Source organism: Prosthecobacter fusiformis, from assembly GCF_004364345.1.
GTDB lineage: Bacteria > Verrucomicrobiota > Verrucomicrobiia > Verrucomicrobiales > Verrucomicrobiaceae > Prosthecobacter > Prosthecobacter fusiformis.
In genome coordinates this window covers 83,835-107,646 of sequence record NZ_SOCA01000004.1, presented here as the reverse complement: position 1 = coordinate 107,646, position 23,812 = coordinate 83,835, and the positions used below count along the sequence as shown (strand labels likewise).

Below are 23,812 nucleotides of genomic sequence, written 5' to 3'. Positions count from 1 at the left end.
GGCCGGTCATTCGGTCGGGGTGGGGGCGACATTGATCATCCAGCCGATGCCGAACTTGTCCTTGAGCATGCCAAAGCACGGAGACCAGAAGGTTTTGCCGAGGGGCATGGTGACTTCGCCACCTTCAGACAGCGCAGCGAAGTTGCTGGCGGCCTCGGTTTCGTTGGCGAGATTCAGGGAGAGGGAAAAACCGCCGAAGGCATCTGCCTCGCCACAGCCATCGGAGGCCATGATCTGACTTGAGCCAACGAGGAAGGAGGCATGCATGACCTTGTTTTCAAAACCGGGGGCAAGCATCTCCGGGGGCGTGGGTTCCGGGCTTTCGTTGAAGCGCATGATCATTTCCACCTTGGCGCCGATGGCAGTGGTGTAAAATTCGAGAGCTTCTTCACAGCGGCCGCTGAAAAAGAGGTAGGGCTGAACGGTGGTGGAATTCATATGGATGGGATGTTTTTGGATATTTGACTGAGGATGAAGAAAATGAGATCAGGCGCAGCAGCAGGATGATTTTTCAGCGGGCACTGGCAGACCAGGAGCTGACCTGCCGTCGGTTTCATAACGGTCGTGACGACGCCACCAGGAGGTGGGGTTGTCGAGATGGGCCTCATCGCGGCCTTTGGGGGCGAGGTCCAGGAACATGTAAACTCCGTCCAGGACCTCCATGCCCCGGCCATAACCGGAATAGGTGTGGAAGATGTTTCCCTGATCATCTTTATGGAAGACGCTGATGCCAGGGAGGTCTTCGATCTCGGCCTCTTCCATGGCGTAATTATAAAAGATGTGGCCACTGGCGATCTGCTCAGGAGTGAAGGAGACACCGAAGTCATAATTGAAGTCGCTGCCGGAGGAGGACACCCAGCGGAAGGTCCAGCCCATGCGCTGCTGATAGGCGGTGAGTTTTTCCAAAGGGGCGCGTGCAATGGCGACAAAAGAAAGATCACGCTGCTGGAAATGGACGCGTGCGCAATCCACATGATCGGCAGTGAAAGAGCAGCCAACGCAACCCTCCTCCCAGTCCGGGCCGAACATGAAGTGCTGCACAAAAAGCTGGCTGCGACCATCAAACAGGTCAGCCAGCGAAACCTCACCTTCAGGTCCCTGGAAGCGGTAGTCCTTTTCCACCTTCACCCAGGGCAGCTCCCGGCGCAGGGCGCTGAGCTTGTCCCCCAGGCGCATGTATTCCTTTTCCTCACGGAGCAGGGCCTGACGTGCGGCAAGCCATTCCGAGGGCGAGACGACGGGATGACCCTTGATCTGTTCTGACATCGGTGCTGATTTCATGGTGGGCGGAGAGTGGAGTTTGGAAGGAACTGCCCGTTAGGATTTGGCGGGGGATTCGACAATGGCTTTGAGACTGGCCAGGCCCTGGACAAAAAAATCACCGCACATTTTATCGCAGTCCATGACGAGGCCGACGGCCTTGCTCATGAAGTTATTTTTGCCGCTCATGCTCCAGGTGACCAGGGTGCCGGTGCCTTCGGGCTTGAAGGTGAAATCCACATCATTGGTGCCGGCAAAGGGGCGGATGAATTCCAGCTTCATGCGCACCAGTTCGGCAGGGCGGCTTTCGACGATGGTCTGGATGCCTTCACCCACTTCGTTGTTGCCGGACCATTTAAAGATGGCGCCGGTACCTGCAGGCGGGCCTTCAAAGGTCTCTTTGCAATCGGGATCCAGCTTGGCCCAGGGGGACCAGCCTTCCCATTTGTGGAGGTCGTTTACCTGATCAAAGACCACCTGGGGCGGAGCGGCCATGGTGGCTGAACGGGTGATGCTGAAATCATCGGGCCTCATCTGGATGACGACGGCAAGAACGGCCAGGATAACGGCAAGGAAGATGAGGATCTTGGTGAACATGGTGTCTATTTTGATGTTGTTTGTTAGGTGATTCGGGATGCGAAAAGAGGTGTCAGTCCGGCTGCTGCTCGACCTCATGGAGGCGTTTGCTCAGCAAGCTGCGCTCGGACGCCATCTCGGTAAACTGGAGGGCCATGCGGAGATGGGAGGCGGCGGACTGATAATGCTGGCGCTGGGCTTCAAGCTCACCCATGACAGCATGGAAAAGGTGATAGGAATCGAGCGGCTGGCGGTCCAGAATGGCCTCAACGGCGGCCAGGCCTTTGGCGGGACCTTCAACCTTAGCGAGGGCCACGGCACGGTTCAGGGCGATGACCGGCGAGCTGTTCATCTGCAGGAGATGATCGTAAAGACGGAGGATCTGAGGCCAGTCCGTGGAGGCGGCATCCGGGGCGAGGGAATGGCAGGCGGAGATGCCGGCCTGGAGGTGGTATTCGCTGGCCTGATCTCCCTGAGCGGAGAGGCCCAGGTGCAGGATGCCGCGCTGGATCATGGAAGCGTTCCATTGGCTGCGGTCCTGCTCCTCCAGGCGGCGGATGTTTCCGGCGTCATCAAGGCGGGCGGAAAGACGGGCGGCATTGAGAAACATGAGGGCCAGCAGGGCATGGGTACGGGGCTGGCTGCCTGCAGGATGACCTGCCAAGAGGGTGGTAAGACGAATGGCCTCATTGCAAAGATCTTCGCGGATGAGGCTATCGCCATGAGAGGCTTTGTAACCTTCATTAAAAAGCAGATAGAGGATCTGCAGCACACTATCCAGACGGGTGGGCAGCTCCACGCCGGAGGGGATCTCAAAGGCGACCTGCTCCTCCTGAAGCTTTTGGCGGGCACGGGTGAGACGCTTGGCCACGGCGACCTCGGAAGTGAGGAAGGCGCTGGCGATTTCCTGAGGGCTGAACCCGCAGAGAACCTTCAAGGCGAGCGCGGTCTGGGCCTCCTGCGGGAGCTGGGGATGGCAGCAGGCGAACATGAGGCGGAGGCGGTCGTCTTTGATCTCCTCATCAAACATGGGCTGGCTGCCGGTGGCGGTATCGGACAGACGTTGCTCGATGAATTCGACGATCTTTGGCTGCTTCTGCTGAAAGCTGGTCTCCCGGCGGATGAGGTCCAGCGCAAGGTTGCGGGCCGTCTGCATGAGCCAGGCGGCAGGATTGGCGGGAACGCCGTAAAAGGGCCAGGTCTGCAAGGCGCGGGCCAGGGACTCCTGCACCACATCCTCGGCCATCTGGAGGCGGTGGATGCCAAAGATGCCGGTCAGGATGGAGACCAGCTTTGCCGCCTCATGACGGAAAAGGTGATCGGCCAGCTGGCTGACGCCGTGTTCGGCATTGGGTGAAGGAGTTTGCATGACACGGTTCCAGTTAGGCAGCAGCCATTTTTTCCTCCTGAATACGTTTAAAGCTCGGACACTCAGGAGCTACCGGGCGGACCTCCGCCGTGCAGCCGCACTCCAGCATAGGCCACTGCTGGGCGATGGAGACGGCCTCCTCAAAGGTATCCACAGTGAGCATGAGATAACCGGCGATGCTTTCCTTGGATTCGGCAAAGGGGCCGTCGGCGACATGACGGCCGCTTTTTCCAGAGATGGTCTTCCCCTCAGGAAAGAGCGGCTGGGCAGCCTTCATCTTTCCCTGCTCATGCAGGCGCTCAAACCAAGCGATGGTCTGGCCCATGATCTTCTGCATTTCTTCAGGGGAAAGATTGTCCTCCCAGCCGTTGGTGCGGAAGAGGACCATGTATTCAGGATTGGGAATCGGGTTGAGGCTCATAGAGTGAAAAGTTTCAGGGTAAAAGATGGACTTTAGATCGTCTGTTCATAGGCATGACGAACGGGCCGGAAAGAAAAGGACAGAGGACATTACTTTTTTTCCATTTTTACATAGCTGGCCCTTTGACATACCGTTTGAGGGCAGACCAGGGCCTTGCGCATCCGGATACGGAGGGGAATGTATCCGCTCACTGCTTCTGAAAATGGAAACGGAAAAAGCGGTCTGGACTGGTGATGGGGACCGTGAAAGTTTTGAGGGTGGGAGCGGAGGGATAGGTAAGCTGGATGGAAGACGGGTGACCAGGGACGCTCAGGGGCTTCCAATTCACCAGGTCACGGCTCATCTGGATGAGGGCAGCACGATTGGCGGGCTGGGTGTATTCAAAAGTCGTGAGGTTGCCGGTGACGGTGGACTGGTAAGCCCAGCGGCTGGCGGGATCGTGGGGATCGGTACCGGTCTGGTATTCGACTTCGTTGGTGACGCCATCGCCATCTGCATCCACCAGGGGCTGCGCCTGCGGTGCCGAAGACGAGCCGAAGTGCAGTTCCTGCCATTGAGCGAGGGTCTGCTCCAATGGGAGCTGGTTGATCCAGTCTGAAATGACCTGCTCGGCCTCCAGGTCCCGCTCATGAGTGGCAATGGGAGGCATGCGGCTCAGGCTGCCCTGGAGGCGTGTGAGCAGCATGGAATGGCCCGGATCACCTGGGACAATGACGCGGTTGTCCGGATCATCACCAGGATTCACCAAGGTGCCGTTGATGAGCTGGGTCAGGGAGGTGGGGGTGCTGTAGCGTGCATCCCAATTGCCCAGGGCGCCGCCACCGGGCTGGTGGCATTGGCCACAATTGACGGCCAGATAAGAACGGACGCGCCATTCCAGGGAGGCATCCGCATTGGAGACGGAGGTGAGCGCCGGGAGGTGTGAGGTGGTGACATCGGTAAAGCCGGGGAGGTAGCCGCCGCGCTTGAGGGCGACGATCTGATTGTCCTTGTAATTGCTGCTATAAACGTATTCGCAATTGAGCTGGGCGGTATTGAAACCCAGGGCATACCCTGCGGCGGAGGTATGGCATTGGAGGCACTCGCTGCGGCTGGGAAAGCGCCAGATCTGCGCCGGCGAAGTGTTGGCAATCGCAACACTTGCGCCCGCAGCCGGGACGAGGTCGGCATCGCTCTGATCCGAGCGCCAGCGATAGCTGATGCCATAGATGCCAGTGGCGGTCTTGACAAGGAACCGGGTCTCGATCTTCCGGCGGGTGAGAGGGTTGCCACGAACACGATCAAGATCGAAGTGCTTGATCCACACAGTGCCGGTAGGAAAGGTCCAGTTTCCGGTGGCGCTATAGGTGATGGTGGGGGCGGTCTCCGGGATGCAAAACCAGCGGCGCTTGACGGCGTAATCACTCCAAAAACTGGCATTGGGCTCGTACGGCACCAGACCTGTTTGCGGAAATAATGAAGAGGTGAGGAGGAATGCCCCGGTGCCTGAAAGCAAAGCAGGTGGTGAGATCGGAGGCCCTCGGACCAGCTTATAAAGCAGGCCATCATTGAGGTTGCACAAGACGGGCTCGCCAGTGGCCGGATTCCTCCCGAAATGGACGATGCCAGGCTTGGTGGTGAGCCGCGTGGCTACCCACGTGCCGGGTGTGGTCTCCTTGTAAGAAGCAATGAGGCCGCTGTTATAATCGGCAAGGAAGTAAGTGCCTTGGAGCTCACTGAGCAAAGTGCCGCGATAAACCATACCTCCGGTGATGGAGGATCCGTAAACCGGCGGGCTGCCACTGGAAGAATGGGGATACGTGATAACAGGGGCAATGGGAGAGAAGGCAGATGAGGCAGGCTCCTGATTGGTATTGCCAGAGGAGTTATCCGGAAACGCAGGTGAGTTGGCGAACGAGATGTCCCCTTCCCTCCAGCTCCAGCCATAGTCACCGCCTTTGACGATGATATTCACTTCTTCACGGAGATTTTGGCCCACATCGGCCAAAAAGAGACGGCCACCTGCAGTATCCATGCTGAAGCGGAAAGGATTCCGGAAACCGGTGGCGTAAATTTCCGTGCGCACGGGGCTGTAGTTAGGTTGGAAGGGATTGGTCATCAAAGTGCGACCATGCCAGGTGGTGCGGCCAATGAACGGATTGTCCGCAGGAACACGGTAGGTGCCAAAGTGGATAGCCGTTTTGAAATTGGTGGAACTGGACTGTGGGTAAACATTGGGCAGAAAATTTGACAAGGAGAGGTTGACATCAAGACGCAGCAATTGCCCCCAAAAACCCTTATTGATGAAACGGGCATTGTTATACTGGTCATTGGAGCCGCCTTCGTCACCTAACGAGAAGTACAGATAACCATCGGTCCCGAAAGCAAGGTCCCCTCCATTGTGATTTCCCGCCCGGTCATAAATGGTGAGCATGGGGTATTCGGTATTGGCATTGGCCGAACTGGAGGAACGATAGCTGCCAGAGCCACTGGCTTTGAAACGGGCCAAGCGTTGATGGAGCTGATTGGCCGAACGAATGCTGTAATAGAGGTAAAAGTACCCGTTCTGATGGTAGTCTGGATGGAAGGCCATGCTGAGCACACCGTTTTCATTATCTGTGTCCAGAGGCCGGTTATTGGTGCTTAGATGAGGCGCAAGATCCATGAAAAGCACCTTCGATGGAAAGCCGTCATTTGAACTCAAGACCTTGTATATTTTTCCCCCGCGTTCCACGACATAGAAGTAACTCGTCTCCCCTTCGGGGTAGGTGCTATAGATTGGCTGATTAAAAGTGAGTGTCCCTGTGGATAGCGGCTCGGTCGCGTAGTTGGGCGCAGCCTCCACCTCAGGCGGAGTGTTTTTGGGGAGGCTCAAGCTGGTGTTTCTCCCGCGAAAGAGCTGAGCTTGAAGAGGAAGTGCCGCCAGACTGCAGAGGATGCATAAGCAAGACGAGAGCAAAAAGCGCGGGAAATCCAGCATTTGAAAAAGGGGGCAACTTGTTTAGATCCTATCCTCCAGCGCTGTATGAGGAAAGAGCATTCTCGTGAGAAATCCGTTAAGACTGAATCTGTGCATTCTGCCATTTAAATCAAACCCACGTGCTTGGGAGAAAGGCGTGTTAACAACTTCTTAACGCCCTTTTGCCTGCCCTTAACTACGCAAGAAGGGAATTGGAGGGATGCTACAGCCGAGCCGCAAGCTCTCCTGTTATGACTGATCTCCTCTACCTCGGCCTGCCTGCCGCATTCCTGGCCCTCTGCGTCCTTTACGCTCACGGCATTGAAACCCTCTAACCCCTGCCCTTCACCATGGAACCCCTCATCACCGGTGTCATCGCCCTGGCCCTGCTCGCCTACCTTCTGGTGGCGATGCTGCGCCCTGAAAAATTCTAACTCTCACGATCATGCAAACGAACGACTGGCTACAATTCGCCCTGTTTCTGGGGCTTCTCACGCTCATTACCAAACCGATGGGACTTTATCTCATGCAGGTGCTGGATGCCAATGGCCGCACCTGGCTTGACCCCGTGTTGAAGCCTCTGGAAAAGCTGACTTACCAAGTGATGGGCACGGATCCGCAGCGGGAGCAAAACTGGAAGCAATATACTTTTGCGATGCTGGTCTTCAGCCTTGTGGGCACAATCTTGACCTATGCGATTCTAAGGTGCCAGCATCTGCTGCCATGGAATCCGCAGGGGCTGCCCGGCCTGACTCCGCATCTGGCCTTCAATACAGCGGTGAGTTTCACGACGAACACGAACTGGCAGAGCTATGGCGGTGAGGCCACGCTGTCCTACTTTTCCCAGATGGTGGGGCTGACGTTCCACAACTTCGTCTCTGCGGCCACGGGCATCGGCATCGCTGCGGCCCTGGTGAGGGGCATCGCCCGAAGCTCGGCGACGACACTGGGGAATTTTTGGACGGATCTGGTGCGGGTGACTTATTACCTGCTGCTGCCGCTTTGCGCCGTGTTTGCCCTGTTTCTGGTCTCACAGGGGACGATTCAAAACTTTGACAGCTACACAAAGGCCCTGACGGCTGAAGGTGCCGAACAAATGATTGCACAGGGACCGATGGCGTCCCAGGTGGCGATCAAGATGCTGGGCACCAACGGCGGCGGGTTTGCGAATGCGAACGCTGCACACCCCTTTGAAAACCCGACACCGCTTTCGAACTTCGTCCAGATGCTTTCGATCTTCGCCATCGGCAGCGGGCTTACCTATTACCTGGGACGCATGGTGAAGAACCAGGCCCATGGCTGGGCCGTATGGGCGGCAATGATGATCCTTTTTACCGGAGGGGTGATGGTTTGTGCCTATGCAGAGGCGGGCGGTAATCCGATCCATCAGCAACTGGGTGTGGCAGTCGCGGATGGCAACATGGAGGGCAAGGAGGTGCGCTTTGGCATTTTCAATTCGGCCCTGTTTGCCACCATCACCACGGCGGCTTCTTGCGGTGCAGTAAACTCAATGCATGACTCTTTCACAGCCATCGGCGGGTTTGTGCCTCTGTTCATGATGGAGCTGGGGGAGGTGGTCATCGGCGGCGTGGGGGCGGGCTTGTACGGGATGTTGGTTTTTGTGGTACTGGCGGTTTTCATCGCCGGACTGATGGTGGGCCGAACGCCTGAATACCTGGGGAAAAAGATCCAGGCCAAAGAAGTGAAGCTGGCCATGCTGACGCTGCTGGTGCTGACGCTGAGCATCCTGGGCTTCACCGCCTGGGCAAGCGTGAGCGCATGGGGCGTGGCAGGCCTGAACAATGCAGGTCCGCATGGCTTCAGTGAAATGCTGTATGCCTACAGCTCCGCGACCGCCAACAACGGCAGCGCCTTTGCCGGGCTGACGGCTAATACGCCGTGGTACAATACAACGTTAGGCGTGGCAATGCTCATCGGCCGGTTTCTCATGATCGTGCCCATCATGGCGATGGCAGGGTCCCTGGTGCAGAAACAGGCGGCAGCTCCCAGTGCGGGTACCTTTCCTGCCCATGGGGCAACTTTCACACTGCTGCTTATCGGCACGGTGCTGCTGGTGGGTGCTTTGAACTTCCTTCCGGCCCTGGCCCTCGGCCCGGTGGTGGAGCACTTCCTGATGGTTCAGGGCCGTCTGTTTTAACCCTTTATCTTTGACGTTTATGTCTCACAAACCCAGTTCCCTCTTTGACCTTTCGATTGTCATCCCTGCCATGGGCGAGTCCTTCAAAAAACTGGACCCGCGCCTGATGGTGAAGAACCCTGTCATGTTCGTGACGATGACCGGAGCCGTGCTGACGACGGCGAGCATTTTTACTGCGGCCGCTGACCGTGGATTCATTATCCAGCTCAGCGTGTGGCTTTGGATCACCGTGCTGTTTGCCAACTTTGCTGAAGCCGTGGCGGAAGGCCGGGGCAAAGCGCAGGCGGACAGCCTCCGCCGGGCACGCAAAGACACGATGGCACGCCGGCTGAACGGCCAGCAGGAAAACCTGGTCCCGGCGACCTCCCTGGAAAAGGGAGACCTAGTGGTCTGTGAAACGGGAGACGTGATCCCGGCGGACGGGGAGGTGATCGAGGGCATCGCCAGTGTGGACGAGGCGGCGATCACGGGGGAATCGGCTCCGGTGATCCGCGAGAGCGGCGGTGACCGCAGTGCTGTCACGGGCGGAACCAGGGTGATCAGCGACCGCATCGTCATCCGCATCACCTCCGAGAAAGGCAACACGTTCATTGATCGCATGATCTCGATGGTGGAAGGGGCGAAGAGGCAGAAGACACCGAATGAAATCGCGCTGACGATCCTGCTGTCGGCGATGACGCTGATCTTTCTGCTGGTATGTCTGACGCTGATGCCCTTTGGCATCTATGCAGGGACAAACTTTTCCGTGCCAGTGCTGATCGCCCTGCTGGTGTGCCTGATCCCGACGACCATCGGCGGGCTGTTGAGCGCCATCGGCATCAGCGGGATCGACCGCCTGATCCGCCGCAATGTGATGGCCACCAGCGGACGTGCAGTGGAGGCAGCGGGTGACATTGATGTACTGCTGCTGGACAAGACAGGCACGATCACCATCGGCAACCGCATGGCCTCCGATTTTCGCCCGGCACCGGGGATTACTGAACAGGTGCTGGCGGATGCGGCACAACTGGCTTCATTGGCGGATGAGACGCCGGAGGGCCGCAGCATCGTGGTGCTGGCCAAGGAGAAATTTAACATCCGGGGACGTGAGCTGGCGGAACCGCATGCGGTCTTTGTCCCCTTCACAGCGCAGACGCGGATGAGCGGCGTGGACCTGGATGGACGCAGCATCCGCAAAGGTGCGGCGGACTCAATGAGAAGCTATGTGATGGGGCTGGGCGGCGTTTATCCGGCTGAAGTGGCGAAGGCGGTGGAGGCTGCGGCGCGTGCCGGACGCACGCCCCTGGTGGTGGCTGAAGGACCGAGCGTGCTGGGTGTGGTGGAGCTGAAGGATGTGGTGAAAGGCGGGATCAAGGAACGCTTTGCCCAACTGCGAAAGATGGGCATCCGCACGGTGATGATCACCGGAGACAATCCGATGACGGCGGCCGCCATCGCAGCGGAAGCTGGCGTGGATGACTTCATGGCGCAGGCGACTCCTGAGGACAAACTGATGCGCATCCGCGAGGAGCAGGCAGCCGGGCACCTGGTGGCCATGACGGGCGACGGCACCAACGATGCCCCTGCCCTGGCGCAGGCGGATGTCGGCGTGGCGATGAATACAGGCACCCAGGCAGCGCGTGAAGCGGGCAACATGGTGGACCTGGACAGCAACCCCACGAAGCTGATCGAGATCGTGGAGATCGGCAAACAACTGCTGATGACACGCGGGAGCCTGACAACCTTCAGCATCTCCAATGATGTGGCCAAGTACTTTGCCATCATCCCGGCAATGATCATGGCCACTTTCCCGGCGGTGGCACCGCTGAACATCATGGGACTGGTGAGCCCGCAGAGCGCCATCCTGAGCGCGGTGATTTTTAATGCCCTGATCATCGTGGCACTCATCCCCCTAGCCCTGAAGGGCGTCCCCTACCGGGCCCTGGGGGCGGTGGCAGTGCTGCGCCGGAACCTGCTCATTTACGGCCTGGGCGGCCTCATCGTCCCCTTCATTGGCATCAAGGCAATTGATGTGCTGATCAACCTTTAAACTCTGATACCTCGATGAAAACACTACTCAAAGAAATCCGTCCCGCCCTTTTTTCGACACTCGTGTTGGCGGGTGTGACATGCGGCATCTATCCGCTGGTGGTCACCGTCATCGCCCAAGCAGCTTTTAACGATGAAGCTCATGGCAGCCTGATCCTGGACAAGGACGGCCAGGTGCGTGGCTCGAAACTACTGGGACAAAACTTCACGGGTGAACGTTACTTTCACCCGCGACCGAGTGCGGCAGGGAGCGGTTATGATGCGGCCAGCTCCGGCGGCAGCAACCTGGGCCCGACCTCCCAGAAGCTGCACGATCAGATCCAGGAGCGTGTCGCGGCGTATCGAGGACAAAACGGGCTGGCAGAAACGGTGCAGGTGCCTGCGGATGCGGTCACGGCTTCTGGATCCGGACTGGATCCGCACATCAGCCAGGAGAATGCAGAGATGCAAGCGGCGCGAGTGGCCAAAGCCCGCGGTTTGAGCCTGGAAGCGGTGCGGGCGAAGATCCAAGCATCCACGGCGCAGCGTGGCCTTGGGGTGCTGGGAGAGGCCGGAGTGAATGTGGTCCTGCTGAATCTGGCACTCGACGCGGCCAACTAATTCGTCTCAAGATACATCATGAAGCCGGAAGATGAACGCCCGAACCCTGATGCACTGCTGGCGCAGATGCAAAGGCAGCAGTCCCAGGGTCAACCAGGCCGCCTGCATATCTTCCTGGGCATGTGCCCGGGGGTGGGAAAGACGTATGCAATGCTGCAAGCGGGGAGGCAGCGGGCGAAGGAGGGGGTGAACGTGCTGGCAGGCGTGGTGGAAACGCATGGACGGCACGAAACGGCGGCGTTGCTGGAGGACCTGCCTGTTTTGCCACGCAAGCGGTTAGACCACCGAGGGTTTTCCCTGGAAGAATTCGATCTGGACGAAGTACTTCGCCGGAGGCCGCAACTGGTGCTGGTGGATGAGCTGGCGCATACGAATGCGCCGGGCTCCCGCCATGCGAAGCGCTACCAGGATGTGCTGGAGCTGATGGATGCGGGCCTGGATGTGTATACGACGCTGAATGTGCAGCACATCGAGAGCCAGGTGGACATCGTGCAGCAGATCAGCGGGGTGACCATCCAGGAGAAGGTGCCGGATTCCCTGCTGGACCGGGCGCATGAGATCCAGCTCATCGACCTGAGCGCGGAAAAGCTGCTGCAGAGGATGGCGGAGGGGAAGGTTTATCTGGGGGAGAGGGCGGAGCATGCGGTTTCCAATTTTTTCAAGGAGGGCACGCTGACGGCACTGCGTGAACTGGCACTGCGTTTCACGGCTGAACGTGTGGACCGGGACCTGGATGACATCCGGCGGGTACGGCGGGTGACGAGCGCGTGGAAAACGAATGCCCGGCTGCTGGTGGGCGTGGGCCCGAGCCCGTACGCGGAAAGCCTGATCCGCTGGACCCGACGGGCGGCAGCCAGGCTGGACGGGCCATGGATCGTGGCCTGGGTGGAGAAATCCGCCGCGCTGACGGCTGCCGAACAAGAAGTGCTGACACGTGCACTGGGACTGGCACGCCGGTTGGGCGCGGAGGTGGTGTCCCTGACCGGGGACGACGTGGCAGAGGCCCTGCTGCAACTGGCGAGGGAAAGGAATGTCTCTCAGATCGTGGTGGGGAAACCGGACAGGCGTGGGTGGGGGAGCTCGCTGGCGGACAGGATCATTGCAGAAAGCGGGGACATCGATGTGTGTGTGGTGCGCCCGGTGATGGGGCGTGAAGGCAAGATCCGCGTGGTGACTCCGGCGGCTGTTTCAGCCTCCCAAGTGGAAGGCTACAGCTGGGCATTGGCGCTGACTTTTATCCTGACGAGCCTGTGCTGGGCGCTGCTGCCGGTGACGGGGTATACGTTTGCGGCGCTGGTGCTGCTGCTGGGAGTGATGGGGGCGGGCATGCGTTTCAGCCGCGGGCCGGTGCTGGCGATGGCGACGGTGAGTGCGCTGGTGTGGAACTACTTTTTCATTCCGCCGCAGTTCACGCTGCACATTGATGAGCCGGAGGACATGCTGATGTTTGGCATGTTCTTCCTGGTGGCCTTCAGCATGGGGCATCTGACAACCAGGCTGCGGCAACGCGAGGAGGCGGAACGGCGACGTCAGCGGCAGACGGCGGCGCTATTGAGCGTGACGCAAAGTGCGGCTCTGACTGCGGAATCCGGCAAGGGATTGCAGGAGGCGGTACGCATCATCACGGATCTGCTGCAGGCCGGGGTGTCGCTGGTTTTAAGACAGGGGGACCATACGCTGAGCACGGGGGCGCATGAGGCGAGCAACTTTCAGCCTAACAAAAAAGAGTGGGGCGTGGTGGGATGGAGCTTTGATCACAAGCAGGCCGCGGGACGTTTTACGGATACGCTGCCGGAATCTGACGCCACCTGGTTTCCGCTGCAAACGGCGACGTCCACCATGGGCGTGATGGGCATCAGGCTGGGGCGAGAAGTGAAGATGGATTTCACCATGAGGCAGACCGTGGAGGCCTTTGCTCTGCAACTGGCGCTGGTGCTGGAGAAGGAACATTTCATCCAGGCAGCGAGCCGTGCGGAAGTGCTGGAGCAATCGGAGAAACTGAGGCAGACGCTGCTGGACAGTGTCTCGCATGAATTGAAGACGCCGCTGGCGGTGATCCAGGCCTCCCTGGAAGGCCTGCGCGAGGAAGCGGGTGCCAGCTCCCCCTATGCGGGTGAAATCGCGACGGCGACGGAGCGGCTGCAGCGAGTGGTGGATCATCTGCTGCAAATGACCCGGATCGAATCTGCGGTGATGCAGCCGAGCCTGGACTGGTGTGACATCCGCGATGTCATCCAGTCGGCACGCGCCGCAGCGGGACCGGCGCTGAACGGGCATCCGCTGAGGCTGCGTGTGCAGGATGATATGCCGCCGGTGAAGATGGATGCGGCCCTGATGGCCCAGGCACTGGCAAACATTCTGCACAATGCTGCTGCGTACACGCCGGAAGGGACGGCGATTGAGATCCGTGCGGGCATTGAGCAGGGGTGTTTACGCCTAGCTGTGCGTGATCATGGGACGGGATTTCCAGGAGAGAGTGCGCTGCGGGTGTTTGAGAAATTTTACCGGGCACCGGGCACTCCGGCCGGGGGAACCGGGCTGGGGCTGGCGATTGCGCGGGGATTTGTGCAAGCTCAGGGCGGCAGGATAAACGCACACAATCATCCTGAAGGTGGCGCGGAGGTGGTGATTGAAGTAGATCATTCCCCTCATGACCTGCCTGATCATTGATGATGAAGTCCAGATCCGCCGGCTGCTGCGCCTGGCGCTGGAATCACGCGGCCACACGGTCCGTGAGGCGGAGGCCGGGCAGCAGGGGCTGCAGGAGGCGGCTTTTCATAAACCGGATGCGGTGCTGCTGGACCTGGGCCTGCCGGACATGGACGGGTTGGAGGTGCTGAAACGGCTGCGCGAATGGAGCGATGTACCTGTGCTGATTTTGAGTGTCCGAGATCAGGAGAGCGTAAAGGTGGCGGCGCTGGAAAACGGAGCGGATGATTACGTCACGAAGCCTTTTGGCACGGCGGAGCTGATGGCCCGGCTCACGGCCATCACACGCAGGCAGCGCAGCGTGGAAGTGGCGGATGTCACGCTCGGGCCTTTGCATGTGAGCTTTGCGGACCATGCCGTGACGTTGAAGGGGGTGGAGATCAAACTGACGCCGACAGAGTATGCGCTGATGAAGGCGATGGCCCGTCATCCGGGAAAAATCATCACCCAGCAGGCGCTCATAAAAACCGTCTGGCCCGGCCTGAATGCGGACCAGACGGCGTCACTGCGCGTGCATGTGAATCATCTGCGGAGCAAGATCGGCAGCGAGGTGGAGATCCGGAACGAACCTGGAATCGGCTACCGGCTGCTGAGTGCGGAAGGATGAAAAAGGCGGCGGATTATTCCTCGGTCTTTTTCTTGTCAGCCTTCTTCTTTTTACCTTTGTTCTTTCCGTCCCCTTTGCCTTTTTTGCCTTCTTTTTTCTTAGCGACTGCGGGGACTTCGGAATCAGCAGCGGGAAGTGAGGTGGCGAGCTTGGTCTTGATGTCGCTCATGCCCACTTCACCGGCCAGGTTGGTCCATTCATTTGGGTCCTTGGTATGGTCGTAGAGCTCCTCGCTGCCATCGGCATAACGGATGTAGCGCCACTGCGCATCGCGGACGGCATGGTTACCCCGGCCATGGCTGCAGATGGCGACGTGGTCCCAGGCGGCTTTCGGGTCCTTGAGCAAGGGGACGAGGCTGGCACCTTTCACATGCTCAGGCAGGGGAAGACCGGTCACTTCACACAGGGTGGGATAGATGTTCAAATAGTCCACCGGGGCTGCACAAACGCTGCCCGGCTGGGTCATGCCAGGAACGACGATGGCGCAGGAGGTGCGGGTGGTTTCCTCCCAAAGGGCAAACTTACGCCAATGCTGTTTTTCACCCAGGGCCCAGCCATGGTCGGTCCACCAGACGATGATGGTCTTGTCCTTGCGCGGGCTGGCGTCCAGTCCGTCCAGCAGACGGCCCACCTGGTCATCCAGAAAGGAGATGGTGGCGAGGTAAGCCTGCACGGCCTGCTTCCACTGGTTCGCCTTGATCACAGCAGCGTGGTCGCCAGCGGGTTTGGCCATGTTCAGGCCTGCTTTCGGGAGGTCATCAATGTCATCTTCTTTGACCAGCGGAAGCTGGATGCTGTCCAGGGGGAAACGGTCAAAGTACTCCTTCGGGACATACCATGGAAGGTGTGGTTTCACATAACCGACGGCCAGAAAAAGGGGTTTGTCTGTGGGAGCGGTTTTGAGTTCGTTGATGGCCCAGTCGGTGAGTTTATAGTCGCCCATCTCCTCCGTCTTTGAGTCCAGCGGACCCCAGTCGAAATGGCCGTTGTTGAGGCCGTTCATGTTGCCCTCATGGTTTTTAGTCCCGTCAAACAGACCCATCCATTTTGTCCAGGTATCCTCGCGGCCTTCGCTGGGACCGCCGTGATAGATCTTGCCACCCCCCTGGGTGTTGTAGCCTTGGGCCAGGAAGTGGCGGTTGAGGGTGAGGGTGTCCTTCATCACGCCTCCTGCAGGATCGTCATTTGTGTAGATGCCGGTCTGCCAGGGACGCAAGCCGCTCATCAGGGCCGCACGGGAAGGATTGCAAGCAGGCGCTGCGCAGTGGGCATTGGTGAAGGTGGTGCCACGGGCGACCAGGCGGTCAATGTTCGGTGTCCTGGCCTGGGGATGGCCCTTCAAATGGCCTACCCAGTCATTGAGATCATCGACGGCGATGAAGAGCACGTCCGGCTTTTCAGCGGCGGAGAGGCTCAAAGTGAACAGGCCCAGCAGGGCGGGAAGGAGGCGCGTCAGTTTCATGCGCGCTGTGGAACGGTGGCCTCATTCACCATCTTCCGGGATTTTTCGAGATTGGCTGCGGACTGAGTGAGCGATCAGTCTTTAAAGAGGCGCTGGCAGAAGACCTGCGATCAACAATAAAAAGATAAGAACTAGGAGCAATCCCGCAGCCACAAAGAAAGTGGTTTTAGACGGCGATGGAGAGTTTTTCATAATTTCGCCAAGGTTATATCATGCTCACCACGTAAATGCATAGTATTTACTTTGTAAGCGGCATATTTTTAACTTCCTTCAGTCGGGAAACAAAAAGGGAGTTACCAACTGAAGAGAACACAATAAAAAACCATTATTCCCACGCTGCGTGGGATAGGGGTCGGTAGAAATCAGATTGATTGTTTTCCGTGGATCAAATCCATCGCTCTTAGCTAGGCGAATCTGCGCACCGCAGACCACCCTCGTCACGCGGGAGTCCCTAGACAAGGGCATATAAGTTATACTTATATAAAAGTAATATCTGACCTAATACCATAAAAAGAATAAATAAATTATTATTTCAATACAGCCATAAATATATAAAATTTCGATAATAGATTACATTATGGAAGCTTCCAAAATACGAGATGGTCATTCGATTCAAACATTCGGTTCGCAAGTGTGCGCTAAAATGCGCCACTTGTTCCGATGCATCATCTTGGCAATGACTGTGGCGCTCCCTGGCGGAACGTTGTGGGCGGCCAATGCGGTGCCTGTCAATCTGGGAACAGCTAAGAATTTCGGAGCTCTGGCAGGTGCGGCGATCTCGGGGACAGGTCAGGTCAAAGGAAATGTGGGGTCAGGATCGGGTGCCATCGCCCCGGCGATCACCTCGACAGGAACCATTTACCCCACTGGTGATGCGGTTGTCACAACAGCTTTGACCGATGTGGCCACGGCTTACGCTGAGGCTAAAAATCGAGCGCCTGATTCTATATTGTCAGCAGCAGCTTTTGAGCTGGGCGGAAAGACTTTAACGCCCGGTGTCCATAAAATCGGCGCGGCGGCGACTTTGGGCTCCCCGGTTACTCTGGATGCCCAAGGAGACCCTGACGCTGTTTTCATCATCCAAATCGGAGCAGCATTCAGTGCAACAGCATCCGTGGGGAATGTGATTTTGGCGAACGATGCGCAAAGCGCGAATATTTTTTGGATCGTGGAAGGGGCCGTTTCCATGGGGGCCAGTATCAAAATGGAGGGAAATATCCTCGGAAATGCTGCGGTCACCTTTGGTGCGACCACCACCGTCAACGGGCGTCTTCTGGCCGGCGCGACTGCCGGCACCATCGCCATGGCCACTGCAATTAACGTACCGGTGGATCCTTCGGTCGTGGGCGACCGGGTCTGGTTCGATTCGAACGTCAATGGCATTCAAGATCCGTCTGAAACCGCCGGGTTCTCTAACATTCCAGTTTCCCTGATGCAGCTTGTGTTGGAAAAAAAGACCCTTGAACTTGGAACGGCAGCTAATTTCGGAGCCCTGGCAGGTGCGGCCATTTCTGGATCAGCCAATGTGACTGGCAATGTGGGGTCGGGCACGGGTGCCATCGCCGCAGGGATCACTTCGACAGGAACCGTTTACGCCACGGGTCATGCAGCGGTCATGACGGCTCTGGCCGATTTTGAGACCGCTTACAATGATGGCAAAAATCGAACACCGGATGAGCTCTTATCTGCCGCTGCCTTTGAGCTGGGCGGAAAGACCTTAAAGCCCGGTGTTTATAAAATCGGCGCGGCGGCGACTTTGGCCTCTTCAGTCACTCTTGATGCCGAAGGTGATGCTGAGGCTGTCTTCATCATCCAAATCGTCGGCGCGTTTGGCACGACGGCGGCAACAGGGAATGTGATTTTGGCCAACAATGCTAAAAGCGCGAATGTTTATTGGATCGTGGAAGGGGCTGTTTCTCTGGGGGCAGGCACTCACATGAGGGGAAACATCCTCGGCGGCGCGGCGATCACCTTTGGTGTGACGACCAACATCAGCGGCCGGGCAATGGCAGGCAAAGCTGCAGGCACCATCGCCTTAGCCACGACGGTTTCAGCAGTCACAGGAGCTCCCCCCGTCGGATTTCCAGACCCCATTGTAGTGGCTACCACCGTCACCGATGTCGGCGGGAACTATTTATTTGAAGGGGTGCAGCCGGGCACATTATTCGTCCGCTGGGATCTGACTAACTTCACCACCGATTACCGCGTCACCGACCCCAATCAGGGTGAAGATGATACGCTGGACAGCAATAGCGAGTCCGGTGACGTCGGCGGTTATGTCGATTCTACGGAATTTGTGGTTTTGGGCGGCACCACCCACCTCGGTGTGGACCTCGGGCTGGCCGAGACCCTGCCGGCGGTCAAGACGGCGGCGAGGAACGAACTAACGGCGACGCGGCAGGCCTATCTGTTAGCGAACCCCTACACCTCCGAGAACTGGACGGCCCTGCTCGATGCCAAGACGGATGGCGACACCGCGATCAACGCGGCGACTGATCCTGCTGGCGTGGCTGCAGCAAAGGCCGCAGCTCTGGCGGCAATGGACGCGGTGCCCACAGTGCCCGATACACTGGCGGAGGCCAAAGTGGCGGCGAAAACTGACCTGACGACGGCGCTGGCGGCCTATCCGGAAGTAAACTACACTCCCGAGAACTGGACGACACTGACAACCGCCAAGACGAACGGTGACACGGCGATCCAGGCAGCCGCCAATCTGGCAGGCGTGGCGACGGCGAGGAGCGCGGCACTGGCGGCGATGACTGCGGTACCCACGGTGGCCGGGACGCTGGCTGCGGCCAAGACGGCAGCGCTGGGCGACTTTGCGCTGGTGGTAGTGACCTATCTGCAAGCCAACTACACATCCGAGAACTGGACGGTTGTTCAAGCCGCCAATGAGAATGGCCAAACCGCGATCAATGAGGCAACGAATTTGGCAGGCGTGGTGACGGCGACAAACCTAGCGCTGGCCACGTTGGACGCGGTGCCGACCTTCACCGAGAGCATGGCAACGGCCAGGGCAGCGGCGCTGAGCGCCCTGTCAACGGCGCTGGCGACCTATCTGGAAGCCAACTATTACACCTTCGAAAGCTGGACGGCGCTAATCGCCGCCAGGACGGCAGGCAGTGCAGCGATCAACGCGGCCACTGATCCAGCAGGCGTGGCGACGGCGGCAACCACCGCGCTGGAGGCCATGGCTGCGGTCCCCACCCTTACTGTGACGCTGGCCGGGGCCAAGGTGGCCGCGCTGAACGACTTAGACGCAGTGGTAGCGACCTATGTGGTGGGGAACTACACCACCGAGAACTGGACGACTCTTCAAACCGCCATTGCGAATGGCCAGGCAGCGATCAATGCCGCGACGAATCTGGCAGACTTGGCAACGGCGATCAATACAGCGCTGGCCACGATGGACGCGGTGCCGGTCATCAACGGGGACATGGAGCTGGCCAGGGCGACGGCGCTAAACGCCCTGACAACGGCGTTTGTGACCCATCTGGAAGACAACGACTACACCGCCGAAAACTTGCTAGCGCTGATCACCGCGAGGGCGACAGGTAGTTTAGAGATCAATCAGGCCATTGATTCGGCAGGCGTAGCGACGGCGGCAACCACAGCGCTGGCGGCGATGGCTGCGGTGCCCACGATTACCGGAACGCTGGCAGTGGTCAAGGCAGCAGCACTGAACGACTTTGAGCTAGTGGTAGAGACCTATCTGGAGGCGAGCTACACTTCTGAGAACTGGATGGCGTTGCAAACCGCCATTGCAAATGGCCAAGCAGCGATCAATGCCGCGACGGATCTGGCAGGTGTGGCAGCGGCGACCAACGAGGCGCTGGAAGCATTGGATGCGGTACCGGTTATCAACGAGACCCTTGCTACGGTCAGGGCGGCGGCGCTCAACGACCTGACAACGGCGTTTACAACCTACCTTGGAGCCAACAACTACACCTCCGAAAACTTGCTGGCGCTGATCGCCGCCAGGGCGACTGGTAGCGCAGCGGTCAACGCAGCCACTGATGCGGCCAGCGTAACGACGGCGAGGGATGAGGCTCTGACGGCCATGGACACAGTGCCGACGTTTTCCGAGACGCTGGTCACGACTCAGACACTAGCGCAGGAAAACCTGACGACGGCACTGGCGACCTATCTGGAGGCAAACTACACTGTTGAGAGCTGGACGGCCCTGATCCTCGCCCAAACGACTGGCCAGGCAGCGATCAATGCCGCGACCGATCCGGCAGGTGTGGCACTGGCGACGAGCGCGGCGCTGGCGGCGATGAATGCGGTGCCGACGATTGCCGAAGAAACGCTGGCGGCGGTCAAGGCGGCGGCGCTGGCCAACCTGGCGGCACTGGCAGCGACCTATCAGGAATCAAACTTCACGTCTGAGGAATGGGAAGCCCTGCAACTCGCCCTGGCCAATGCCCAGGCAGCGATCCTTGCCGCGACCAATGCGGCAAGTGTGGCGCTGGCGACGAGCGCAGCGCTGACGGCGCTAGATGTGGTGCAGACGAATGCCGAAACCCTGGCAGCGGCCCAGGAGGCGGCGCTGGCCAGCTTGGCGGCGGTGGCAGCGACCTATCAGGAAGCAAACTTTACCCCTGCGGAATGGGCAGCCCTGCAGCTCGCCCTGGCCAATGCCCAGGCAGCGATCCTTGCCGCGACCAATCTGACAGACGTGGCCACGGCCACGAACACGGCGCTGGCGGCGATTGCCGAAACGCTGGCGGTGGTTAAAGCCACCGCGCTGGCCAACTTGGCGGCCCTGGCAGCGACCTATCAGGAATCAAACTTCACCTCTGAAGAATGGGAGGCGCTCCAGCTCGCCCTGGCCAATGCCCAGGCAGCGATCATTGCCGCGACCAATCCGGCAGGTGTGGCGGCTGCGACAAGCGCGGCTCTGGCGGCGCTGGACGCGGTGCCGACGAGTGCAGAAACGCTTGCTGCGGCCGTGGCGGCGGCGCTGGCCAACCTGGCGGCGGTGGCAGCGACCTATCAGGAAGCAAACTTTACGCCTGAAGAATGGGCGGCCCTTCAGCTCGCCTTGGCCAATGCCCAGGCAGCGATCAATGCCGCGACCACCCTGACAGGCGTGGCGACTGCGACAAACACAGGGGTGACCACGCTGGCCATTCTTGCCACCGAGGCCCAGGAGGTGACCATCACCCTCGTCACCCCCGCCACCGGCACAACGGTAGGCGGCACCCAGGTGACCCTCACTGGCACCAACTTCACTGGCGCCACATCAGTCACTTTTAATGGCATCAGTGCCAGCTTCATCGTGAACAGCCCCACCCAGATCACCGCCACCACCCCGGCCCGGGCCGCAGGCACCGTGAGTGTGATTGTCACCACCCCGAGCGGCAGCAATATCGCGAACAGCCTTTTCACCTACTGGACCCCCACTGTCCTAGTCATCGGCAATGGCATCATCATCGACAATGGAGAGACTTCCCCTTCCTTGGAGGATCTCACAGCCTTTGGCTCCGTCAGCCTCCTCAATGCTCAGGTGACGCGCACCTTCACCATCCAAAACAATGGCACCGCCGCCTTCGTTCTGACCGGCACCCCCGCCGTGCAGATCCTGGGCGGTGATGCGGCGGATTTTAAAGTGACGGCTCTACCCTCCAGCTCCATCGCTGTGGGGCAGTCCACGACTTTTGCGATCACTTTTGATCCCAGCCTGCCAGGCCTGCGCACAGCCACATTGAGCATTGCCAGCAATAACCCTGACCTCAATCCATTAACCTTTGCAGTGAGCGGGTTTGGCACCTTGAGCCGGTCACTGGCGCAAACAATCGTCTTCAACGCCCCGGCCACGCATTATCTCGGGCAGGGGCCCCTGACGCTGACCGCCGAGGCAAGCTCAGGCTTACCCGTGCTCCTGCAGCTCTTAGGACCTGCGACACTCGCGGGGTCGATCTTAACACCGACAGGTGTGGGTCAGGTGACCGTCCGGGCGACGCAGGTGGGCGGTGGGAACTACGCGGCCGCAAAAATCGTGACGCGCGTGATCACGGTGAAGGCAAATCCCACGGTGCTCACTCTTACCGGGCTGAGCCAGCGCTACAATGGCACGCCGAAGGCCATCGGGTCCGTAGGCACCACAAGCCCCGTGACCGTGACCTATCAAGTAGGAGGCGTCTTTCGCACGACACCCCCCACGGCCGCCGGGCGTTATGCCGTGGTGGCGGTTGCCGGTGGAGTGACTAAAAAAGGCACGCTCGTCATCACCCAAGCCCCACTCTACGTGGTGCCGCAGGACAAACGAAAGCTCTCAGGAGAAATCAATCCCCTGCTAGACCTAGTGTATGAGGGCTTTGTGGGGAGCGATACCTCAGCCGTGCTGACCAAAGTGCCCACGCTCTCGACGAGCGCCAAGGTGACCAGCGTCGGCGGCACGTATCCCATCACCGCCAAGAGCGGGCTGGCGGCCAATTACACCCTGATCTACCGCCAAGGCACGCTCGTGGTGGAGGGCTTTGCGGCTGGCTATGAGGCGCTTCTGGCAGATGGAGGAAACCTCCCCTCAGGCAAACTCAGCCTGACGGTGGCCTCGTCCGGCAAGACCTTTTCAGGCACGATGGCCCTAGCGGGGGAAACCTCCACCCTGCGGCTCTCAGGTGCGCTGATAACAAACTTCCTCACCGAGCGCTCGACGGGCGCAGCGACGGTGCTCAGCCAAGGCGCAACCTATGCAGTGAGCTTCACCCTCACGTTGAAGGGCGAGCTGACGGGTACCCTGACAAAAAACAGCCAGCCTCTTGCCACCTTCCCGGATGGCCAGCGTCTGCTGCTGCTGCCCAGCGGCGCGAAGGTGAACTTCAGCGGTGCCTACACAGGCGTGCTGGAGCCCGCACAGCCACTGGTTGTTGGGGTGCCACGCGGGGCAGGCTGGGCACGGGCTACGGTCAGCACTCGGGGGGCTATCGCCCTCGTTGGCAAGCTGGGAGATGGCACCGCCTTCACCACCTCCGTCCTCCCGAGTCAGGAAGAGACGCCCAGCTACCGGCTCTGGGTGCAGCCTTACAAACCTGCGCGGGTGGAGACCTTCTTGAGCGGCACCTTTGAGATGCAGCCAAACTCGCTCAACAGCCAGCGCTTCTTGGTGACGGAACCCTCGCTCGTCTGGGCCAAGGCCCCGTGGCCGACGGACAAAAGCTACCCGCTTGGCTTCGTCCCCTTAACCATAGGCTTGACGCTGGATCCCTGGGTGAAACCCACGGCCACCCTGCCGCTGACAAGTCTCCTGGGCCTGACGGGCGACACCTTCGTGGTGCTTCACAGCGCGACAGGCAGCACCTCCCATGCGAGCTTGCCCACCACCATGACGCTCAGCTCCCGCAACGTCTTCGTAGTCCCAGGCATTAACAACCTGACGAAATGGAAAACGACACTCAACACGACAAACGGCACCTTCACCGGCAGCTTCGAGCTCATGGATGCGGGCGTGAAGCGTGTGGCGATCATCAGCGGTGTGCTCAGGCAACCCGCAGGAAACGATGTCCAGCTCATCGGCGACGGGAACTTCGTGATCCCCGCCACACCTGGGGGAGTTGAGACCGTCAGCGGAGAAGTGCTGTTCAAGCTCCCTTGAGGCCGATGGAGTCCCTCCCCTCCGCCCATCGCTCCCAGGTATAAAAGAGCTTCGGGGTGGCGGGGAGCGTAAAGTATGGAGGGATTT

General features: G+C 59.3%; 14 protein-coding genes. 7 read left to right on the top strand and 7 right to left on the bottom strand.

Annotation, left to right across the window (positions count from 1 at the left end):
* Window positions 1-6 precede the first annotated feature (6 nt).
* The 6 genes from EI77_RS13165 to EI77_RS13140 all read right to left on the bottom strand — a co-directional run bounded on the left by EI77_RS13165 (window position 7) and on the right by EI77_RS13140 (window position 6,480).
* Window positions 7-438 carry a VOC family protein gene (locus tag EI77_RS13165; RefSeq protein WP_133795748.1) on the bottom strand — a complete coding sequence of 144 codons (432 nt, stop codon included), beginning with the start codon at window positions 436-438 and terminating at the stop codon, window positions 7-9.
* A 48-nt stretch (window positions 439-486) separates the two neighbouring features.
* Window positions 487-1,281 (bottom strand): DUF899 domain-containing protein, encoded by a 795-nt coding sequence (locus EI77_RS13160; RefSeq protein ID WP_133795747.1) that lies wholly within the window; start codon window positions 1,279-1,281, stop codon window positions 487-489.
* A gap of 36 nt (window positions 1,282-1,317) precedes the next feature.
* Window positions 1,318-1,857, bottom strand: coding sequence for an SRPBCC family protein (locus EI77_RS13155; protein ID WP_133795746.1), 540 nt, complete (start codon window positions 1,855-1,857; stop codon window positions 1,318-1,320).
* Between the two features lie 52 nt (window positions 1,858-1,909).
* Window positions 1,910-3,205: an RNA polymerase sigma factor gene (locus tag EI77_RS13150; protein ID WP_133795745.1), complete on the bottom strand. Its 1,296-nt coding sequence runs from the start codon at window positions 3,203-3,205 to the stop codon at window positions 1,910-1,912.
* Between the two features lie 13 nt (window positions 3,206-3,218).
* Window positions 3,219-3,626 carry a YciI family protein gene (locus EI77_RS13145; protein WP_133795744.1) on the bottom strand — a complete coding sequence of 136 codons (408 nt, stop codon included), beginning with the start codon at window positions 3,624-3,626 and terminating at the stop codon, window positions 3,219-3,221.
* A gap of 187 nt (window positions 3,627-3,813) precedes the next feature.
* Entirely contained in the window at window positions 3,814-6,480 is a 2,667-nt protein-coding gene (locus tag EI77_RS13140; RefSeq protein WP_166647230.1) for a PQQ-dependent sugar dehydrogenase, read from the bottom strand.
* Window positions 6,481-6,914: 434 nt separating this feature from the next.
* Between EI77_RS13140 and kdpF the strand changes: the two genes are divergently transcribed.
* From kdpF to EI77_RS13110, 6 genes are read left to right on the top strand one after another with little or no spacing between them, the layout of a single operon-like run.
* Complete coding sequence (kdpF, locus tag EI77_RS24095; RefSeq protein WP_133795904.1) at window positions 6,915-6,998, top strand: K(+)-transporting ATPase subunit F; 84 nt, start codon at window positions 6,915-6,917, stop codon at window positions 6,996-6,998.
* An 11-nt stretch (window positions 6,999-7,009) separates the two neighbouring features.
* A complete protein-coding gene (gene kdpA / locus EI77_RS13130; protein WP_133795742.1) occupies window positions 7,010-8,722 on the top strand; it encodes a potassium-transporting ATPase subunit KdpA in 1,713 nt (570 codons plus the stop codon).
* 19 nt (window positions 8,723-8,741) lie between these two features.
* Entirely contained in the window at window positions 8,742-10,751 is a 2,010-nt protein-coding gene (gene kdpB, locus EI77_RS13125) for a potassium-transporting ATPase subunit KdpB (protein ID WP_133795741.1), read from the top strand.
* Window positions 10,752-10,765: 14 nt separating this feature from the next.
* On the top strand, window positions 10,766-11,350 hold the full coding sequence (kdpC, locus tag EI77_RS13120; RefSeq protein WP_133795740.1) for a K(+)-transporting ATPase subunit C: 585 nt from the start codon (window positions 10,766-10,768) through the stop codon (window positions 11,348-11,350).
* Window positions 11,351-11,368: 18 nt separating this feature from the next.
* Window positions 11,369-14,020, top strand: coding sequence for a sensor histidine kinase (locus EI77_RS13115; protein WP_133795739.1), 2,652 nt, complete (start codon window positions 11,369-11,371; stop codon window positions 14,018-14,020).
* Complete coding sequence (locus EI77_RS13110) at window positions 14,001-14,666, top strand: response regulator transcription factor (RefSeq protein ID WP_133795738.1); 666 nt, start codon at window positions 14,001-14,003, stop codon at window positions 14,664-14,666. The genes EI77_RS13115 and EI77_RS13110 overlap by 20 nt, the downstream gene beginning before the upstream one ends.
* A gap of 13 nt (window positions 14,667-14,679) precedes the next feature.
* Here EI77_RS13110 and EI77_RS13105 read toward each other — a convergent pair whose 3' ends face one another.
* Window positions 14,680-16,128 (bottom strand): sulfatase, encoded by a 1,449-nt coding sequence (locus tag EI77_RS13105; RefSeq protein WP_133795737.1) that lies wholly within the window; start codon window positions 16,126-16,128, stop codon window positions 14,680-14,682.
* 676 nt (window positions 16,129-16,804) lie between these two features.
* Here EI77_RS13105 and EI77_RS13100 point away from each other — a divergent pair.
* Complete coding sequence (locus tag EI77_RS13100; protein ID WP_166647229.1) at window positions 16,805-23,725, top strand: ice-binding family protein; 6,921 nt, start codon at window positions 16,805-16,807, stop codon at window positions 23,723-23,725.
* Window positions 23,726-23,812 lie beyond the last annotated feature (87 nt).